Genomic DNA, 7,459 nt, shown 5'->3' with positions numbered 1-7,459 from the left:
CACTCGACCTAGCCCGAAGGGCTACGCTACGCGATCGCATCCTTAGCTGGTGTGCATTTAAATTGGTTAATACCTGTTCCCTGTTCCCTGTTCCCTATTCCCTTTGAACAATTTAGGTATCCCAATCTAAATACTGAACAGCTTACAAGATCCGTTTACTCTTTCAACCAATCAAATATCTCACCCACCTTAAGCTGCACTGCTTGGGCAAACTCTGGCACGGGCAACACCACCTCTAAGTTCTCAAACAGTTGCACGGATTTATCGGCACTATAAATAAATATCAAGGACTCTTCCGGATCCAATAACCACCCCATGTTAGTACCGTTGTCGAGACAATGGAGAATGTTGCGAATCACTTTGGTTTGGCTCTGCTTGGGGGATAAGATCTCGATGGTCCAATCTGGATGTAGATTGAACGAATTGGCCACTTGGCCATCATGATCACGAGGAATCCGTTCTGTACGAAAGACGGCAACGTCTGGGACAATTGATCGCCCACCAAAGGTACACCGCAGTTCGGGGAATGCCTGGGCAGTTCGCTCTGGCTTTAAGGCCAGTGTTAAAGCAAAACTCAATTCCCGTTGAAGGATGCTGTGCTTTCCTTGAGGCATAGGTTTTTGTTGAATTTGTCCATTGACATATTCACTAGCAGGTTTGGTTTCAGGACGTTCTAAAAATTCCGCAAGGGTCAACGTTTGTCTAATTTGATTAACAGCAACCATTGATGACCTCCTTTTAAGAATTTATTCGCTAAAATTAAGCAATACACTGCGATGGCAAACCATTACGATAAAACTGCGATAAATTTCTTAGGCGCAATTGATCTCGCTGCTGCTGTTGTTTGGCTTAACTGACGACACGCCCTAGGTTTTAACTACAGCCAAAGTTCTAGTCACCATTGGCAACTTCATGATTCTGGAGTCCAGACAGTTTTATCTCCTTGCCCCCAAAAGCCATCATATTTGGTAACACAAACATCACCTAAAACCTTAGTCTGACAGGCTAAGCGGCGATTTGCTGTCGGAGAATGGGGCGGAAGCGATCGCCTAGCTTTATCTTTCCAATTTGCCTCAGATACTTCCCCGTCTATCTCAACCGCACAGGTACCACAGCTGCCTAATCCTCTACAGTTAATTAGTTTAGCGTTGCCGTTGTATAGGGCAACCCCATGGTCTAGTAACACCTTGCGCAGATTACTGGCCTGGTCACATTCAAAGCTTTTTCCTTGTGCTGTTACTTTAGACATTATTAAAGATTACTCCTTATCTGTAGCTTATTTTTTAATACAATTGGATGCAGCTATGTTTAGTGTTGTGAACAGAGCCAATCTGGCAATACACCAAGGTGGTCTTATTGTTTGATGGTTCTAGATAAGCTGCGTTTATAAATATCTAGATTTTAGATAGTTTGGTCTAGTCCTCTGTCAGCCATGCAAAGCGCGAGTGGGGGAAACCCCCGCAGGTCGGCGCTGCATCAATTGATACCCTTGATCTATCAAGGCTTAAGAGATGGGTAACCTTCCTACACTGCTAAGCGCGGGTAAATGTCGGAAGGTTATCTGCGTGCCTTGCCCTTGACAGAGCTTTAGGCCATCAAAGCTTACCCTTAACTATAATTTACATTTCTTTACGATAAACTCAACTATTCTACCTGCCCATGATTTCAACAGCTTCTCACCCCATCTGGATTTACGATACAACGCTGCGGGATGGTGCCCAGCGTGAAGGAATCTCATTGTCTCTAGAAGATAAGTTACGCATTGCTCGGCAACTGGATGAGTTGGGTATTCCCTTCATTGAAGGAGGATGGCCAGGGGCAAATCCGAAAGATGTGCAATTTTTCTGGAAGCTCAAAGAAGAACCTCTCAAACAAGCAGAAGTAGTAGCCTTTTGCTCAACTCGACGCCCAAACATGACCGCTGCAGAAGATCGGATGCTGCAAGCTATTTTAGCTGCAGGAACGCGCTGGGTGACTATTTTTGGTAAATCCTGGGATCTTCATGTCACCGAAGGGCTGAAAACTAGCCTAGAGGAAAACCTAGCCATGATTCGGAGTACTATAGAATACCTCCGTAGTCAAGGGCGTCGGGTGATTTATGATGCAGAACACTGGTTTGATGGCTATAAAGCCAATCGAGACTATGCCCTCAAAACCCTGAAAGCTGCGAGAGATGCGGGTGCAGAATGGCTAGTACTGTGTGACACCAATGGTGGTACCCTACCCGATCAAGTTAGTCAAATTGTTAGAGATGTAGCTAAAGAGTTGAACGTTGGAAGGTTTAATGTTGAAAATGAGTTGAACGTTCCTATGTTAGGAATCCATACCCATAATGATTCCGATACAGCGGTTGCTAATGCCTTAGCTGCTGTATCTGAGGGAGCGTGTATGGTTCAGGGAACGATTAATGGTTATGGTGAACGTTGTGGTAATGCCAATCTCTGTTCTGTGATTCCTAACTTACAGTTGAAGCTTGGTTATTCCTGTATTCAGGATAATCAGCTAGCCAGACTTACCCAAGCTAGTCGTTTAATTAGCGAGATTGTCAATCTTGCTCCCAATGACCATGCTGCCTTTGTGGGTCGTTCAGCCTTTGCTCACAAAGGTGGCATCCATGTGTCAGCGGTGGCAAAGAATCCTCTGACCTATGAACATATTCAGCCAGAACAGATTGGTAACCAGCGTCGGATCGTAATTTCTGACCAGTCAGGATTGAGCAATGTATTAGCAAAAGCCCGTAGTTTCGGTCATGACCTGGATAAAAAAGACCCCGCCTGTCGCCAAATCCTGGAACGCCTCAAAGATCTCGAAAATGAAGGGTATCAATTTGAAGCAGCGGAAGCCAGTTTTGATTTGTTAATGCGGGATGCTTTGGGATATCGACAACATCCCTTTGAACTCAAAGGCTGTCAGATACATAGCGATATGCTACAAGGGGTCAGTAAACCCTACAGTAATTCTGTGGCAACCATTAAAGTATCTGTTAACAACCAGGATATTTTGGAAGTAGCAGAAGGCAATGGACCAGTTTCAGCCCTTGATGCAGCCTTGCGCAAAGCCTTAGTGAACTTTTACCCAGAGATTGCTGATTTTCATCTAACCGACTACAAAGTGCGGATTCTGGATGGTGCTGCTGGCACATCGGCTAAGACACGGGTGTTAGTGGAATCGAGCAATGGAGAACAGCGCTGGACAACTGTGGGGGTTTCCAGTAATATTCTCGAAGCGTCCTATGAAGCTGTGGTGGAAGGCATTGAGTATGGTTTGCTGTTGGAATCTTCAGCAAAGACACCATTGAGGCATTCCCCAGCCCTGAAAGAGCGGTAATTAGAGCACTAATTAGTAATTAATATTTGCTATTTGCGCACTAACGTGCTACCCAAAGTAGACTATCTAGCTTAGCCTTGGTGAGAACCTCTTGGGGAGGTAACTTATGATAAGGCCCTTCCCAGTTAAGGGGTTGGTAGATGTATAAGATCGAGGCATTTTCCTCAAACCTACAAATCACTTTCCCCGTGGACCCTTCCTCACCTGGAAAGCAGTCTAGTTTCTCTTGTCCAGGAGTGGCTGAGTAGGCTATTCCTACCTTCACATCCTTTGGACCAGGGATGCGATCGCTTAGTATTGCCATCCTGCCGATTTTTTGCTGGGAGATGTCGGCATCTATTTCCACTACCGGGCTATCTTGCCAGTAGGCTTTGAAAATATCGTAAGTTTCCCCTTCAGCAGAGGTGGTTTCTTTTTTAACGGTATAACTGGGCAAAGCACTCTTGATGGTATCAGCATCAAAGTTGCTGGTTTTGTTGAGTGTACCCAAACCTTCTGGTGTCAGCCTGAGATTAGACTTAGTTTCAGGGGGGGAAGGTTCCTTGGTGCAAGCGCCCAGGATAGTTGTGAGTAGGACGATGCTGGTTAGGGTAAACAGTGTTTTTCTATACAATCTTTTTAAAGAGTTTATCTTAACTACTAATTACATTAGCAAGAAGGTTAAACTTAAACAATAATACTTGTTCTACTTAGCCCAAGACACTACTATCGCACTTTGACCCCAGCAACGGTTTTTGAGCGCACCCGTTGTCCAGGCACAAGGCGATGGGTTCCGCCGACGATGACTTGATCCCCTGGTTGGAGGGTACCGCGAACCAGAATGCGGTTACTCTGTGTCTGCAAAATTTCCACCTCTCGCCGTTCGACACTGAAGACGTGAGCTGCACCAGAAAGATCCGATTCAGCCAATTCCCCCAAGACGTAGCAAGACCACAAACCACGTACTCCTTGCACTAGAGCAGTGGTGGGCAGCCAGTAACCAGCAGTAGGAATAGTTTCGGCTAATCTCCACCTCGCTACCTGTCCAGGGGACACTTCCCTGACTGCCAAGGCATCCAGGGTCAGGACAACGGTTAAGGTACGGGTGCTAGAGTCTAGTTCGGGCAGAATTGAGGAAACTCGGGCTCGATAAGTCTTCTGTCCTATTTGCAATGATTGTTCGCTGTTGAGTTGGAGTTGGTCAGCAGCGGTTACGGGCACACCAATCCGGGCTTCAATTGCGCCATCTTCCACGAGGCGCAGGATGGGCTGACCGGCAGAGACTACAGTTCCTTCGTCCAAAAGGCGGGCAGAGATGGTTCCCGAAAAAGGGGCTTTCAGGATGCTGTTTTCCAGTTTAATTTCGAGACTGGCTAGTCTGGCATTCAGTTGTTGGATTGATGCTTGTTGGGCTTCAATGCGTTCGGGGCGTGTTCCAGCGAGTAACTCATCGACCTGGCTTTTGGCTTCCTCAAGGCGAGCTTGAACGACACTGGTTTGACTAGCTGCCTCATCGAGTTGCTCACGGGAAATTGCCCCTTCCCGATACAGAGCTTCCCGCCGGGAGCGTTTCTTACGAGCGAGTTCGAGTTGGGAACTCAAATCCCTGACTGAAGCTCTTGCTGCCGCAATGGTTTCGGAACGCGGTCCAGCAAACAGTTCCTTGAGCTGGGCTCGCTGTTGCGCAAGAGTCGCCAGTAATTCCCGCTGTTGGGCTTTGAGATTTCTGGTATCTAGGTAAGCCAGGGGCGTACTAGCTTTAACCCAGTCTCCTTCATCCACTGTGAGGCGGACTAATTTACCAGAACGCTCAAAACCCAATTCACTACTGCGACGGGTGACTAGGGAACCAGTGTAGGAGCGCAACAGTTGGTATGAATCTACGGCCTTGACGCTGATTGTCTCAACCGGGAGGATATTGCCGGAAAAGGAATCTTGGGGCTTGGATTCCTGATTGGCTTGGCTACCATTAAGCTTGGATAAATTTAAGCGCCAGTTAGATCCAGGGGGACTCAGCAGAAAAATACAGAACCCAGAAAGTAATAAGATAGTCCCACTCTGCCATAAGCCGAAATTATTTAGTGTTTGGGGTTTTTCCCTTTCGTGAGCAGTTAACGAAGGCAAGATTTGCTCTTGCTCAACAGCAGGAGAGGATTGATCCAATCTGTCTGTCTGTTCTCGAGTCAGACTAGTTTGATGGCCAGCTGAGTTATTATTCATAGTCATGACCCCCTACAGTAAGCCCGCTATTGGAATTGAAATGCTCTATTGACACAGCTCGATATTGTCTGTCCCTAACTCTCGGACTACGACCGAAAAGCAGCAAGTAAGCACAAGGCACGAACAACAGAGCTAGGAGAGTAGCACCACCTACGCCACCAGCGATACAGATAGCTAGAGGGGGCCAAAACTGACCACCATCAAGCAACAGGGGTACGAAACCAGCTACTGTAGTGATGGTGGTGGTGAGGACATGGCGAGTGGAAAGAACAATTACCTCTACCATGGCTTTTCGGTCGCCTTGACGAGCCATTGAGTCAGACCGGAGGGCAGCTAGGACAACGATAGAGTCGTTAATCGCCACACCCACTAGGCCAACGGTGCCGAGGATAGCCATGAAACCCAAGGGATAGTCAAAGATCCACAACGAAGCAAGTCCGAGACCAATGGAACCAATACCCACTAGAGCAATGATCCCGGCAGACCGGAAGGAACCAAAAGACAGGACTAGGGTGGCAACCATTAATACGAGCAGCACACCGACGGTGGACAGCAGGTTGCCTACAGCTTCATTGCGTTCGGCGGATTCTCCTCCCCACTCCAGAGAATAGCCTGGGGGCAGTTGGAAGTTACTGGTTTCTAAGCGCTGTTTAAAGTCAGCTAAAACGGTTGAGGGTAGGACTCCTGCTGTGATGAAGCCTTGGACTGTATTAACCCGTTGGCCATTGCGTCGGGTAATGGTGGCTACTTCGGGAACCAGTTCAATTTGACCGAGGGCGGAGAGGGGAACGGTCGGGGGATTTTGATTCGATGGGATGGTGGTTGGCAGCAAGTCAAGGGTGGCAATTTGGTCGAGGTTACCGCGATCGCGTTTGCCCAGGCGGACTCGCACTGGGAGTTCTTCGGTGCCTTCTAGGATCGAGCCACCGAGTGTTCCTTCCAGGTTACCGTTGAGTTGTTGGGCAATCTGAGTGTTGTCGAGTCCTGAGAGCCGGGCTTGTTCTTCATCTAAGGATAGGGCGAGTTTGGGTAGAGCTTCCCCTAAACTGGTGCGGGTGTGGGTGATGTTGGCTACTTTAACCAGTTCTTCCCGGATTTGGTTTCCTAATTGTTTTAGGATATTTAGGTTAGGACCTATAATACGTAATTCAATGGGGGCAAATGGTGGTCCTTGTTCCAGTTGTTTGACTAAGACTCGGGCTTCTGGAATAACAAGATCTAGTTCTTTTTGTAGGTTTCGAATCAACTGGCGGCTCTTGGTGGGTGAGGTCAGTTGAACCATAGCAGCAGCATAATTAGGAATTCCACCCTTGCTGCCTCGACTGGTTATATTGTAGTAGAATGCAGGGGCGTATGTTCCTAAAAACCAATGAACGTTAAGCACTTCCGGGTGCTTCAAAATCACCTCAGTTGCTCCTTCAACAACAGATTTGGTTTGTTCTATGGATGCGGAATAGGAGAGTTCCAACTCGATGTGGAATTGATCTCGATCTGCTGGAGGGAAGAACTGCTCTTGGAGAGTTCCAGCCATCAGAAAGCCTGTGATTGGTAAAATCAGAGCTAGCACCACTCCCACTACAGGCCGTGCCAAGATAGAAGACAGGGTATGACGATAAACTTTAGTTAACCTGGGTATAGAAAAGCCTGTATTCCACCAGCCCTGGAAGGTTAATTGATTGTTTTTCGTTCCTCGTTCATAATTTAGCACCTGCATCCTGCCATTGAGAGCTGGGATGACTGTTAACGATAACAATAGGGAACTCAGCAAAGCAAGGATCACACTCAAAGAAATTGTCCCTACAAATTCCCCTGTATCCCCAGGAAGAAGAGCAATGGGTAGAAAGGTCAACACTGTGGTCAGGGTGGATGCTAATAGGGGTATGGCTAAGGAATTAGCAGTTTTGGCTATTGCCTTTCGGCGTGGGATACCCTG

6 protein-coding genes are annotated in these 7,459 nt (G+C 47.4%); 1 reads left to right on the top strand and 5 read right to left on the bottom strand.

Features of this window, described 5'->3' with window-relative positions:
* Positions 1 to 155 precede the first annotated feature (155 nt).
* Complete coding sequence (locus F6K52_RS28610; RefSeq protein WP_293086645.1) at positions 156 to 725, bottom strand: Uma2 family endonuclease; 570 nt, start codon at positions 723 to 725, stop codon at positions 156 to 158.
* Positions 726 to 910: 185 nt separating this feature from the next.
* Positions 911 to 1,249: a 2Fe-2S iron-sulfur cluster-binding protein gene (locus F6K52_RS28605; RefSeq protein WP_293086642.1), complete on the bottom strand. Its 339-nt coding sequence runs from the start codon at positions 1,247 to 1,249 to the stop codon at positions 911 to 913.
* A 410-nt stretch (positions 1,250 to 1,659) separates the two neighbouring features.
* Between F6K52_RS28605 and cimA the strand changes: the two genes are divergently transcribed.
* On the top strand, positions 1,660 to 3,327 hold the full coding sequence (gene cimA, locus F6K52_RS28600; RefSeq protein ID WP_293086639.1) for a citramalate synthase: 1,668 nt from the start codon (positions 1,660 to 1,662) through the stop codon (positions 3,325 to 3,327).
* Between the two features lie 40 nt (positions 3,328 to 3,367).
* Here the strand turns inward: cimA and F6K52_RS28595 are convergent, their stop codons facing one another.
* The 3 genes from F6K52_RS28595 to F6K52_RS28585 all read right to left on the bottom strand — a co-directional run.
* Entirely contained in the window at positions 3,368 to 3,940 is a 573-nt protein-coding gene (locus tag F6K52_RS28595) for a DUF1131 family protein (protein ID WP_293086635.1), read from the bottom strand.
* 92 nt (positions 3,941 to 4,032) lie between these two features.
* Entirely contained in the window at positions 4,033 to 5,526 is a 1,494-nt protein-coding gene (locus tag F6K52_RS28590; RefSeq protein ID WP_293086632.1) for an efflux RND transporter periplasmic adaptor subunit, read from the bottom strand.
* Positions 5,519 to 7,459, bottom strand: a 1,941-nt coding sequence (locus F6K52_RS28585; protein ID WP_293086629.1) for an efflux RND transporter permease subunit, incomplete at its 5' end; no start/stop codon positions are given. The genes F6K52_RS28585 and F6K52_RS28590, both read right to left, overlap by 8 nt.

Origin of the sequence: Moorena sp. SIO3H5 (genome assembly GCF_010692395.1) — a bacterium.
Taxonomy (GTDB): Bacteria; Cyanobacteriota; Cyanobacteriia; order Cyanobacteriales; family Coleofasciculaceae; genus Moorena.
Note: the sequence above shows the minus strand (reverse complement) of the source record. Positions and strands in the feature narration are given on the sequence as shown.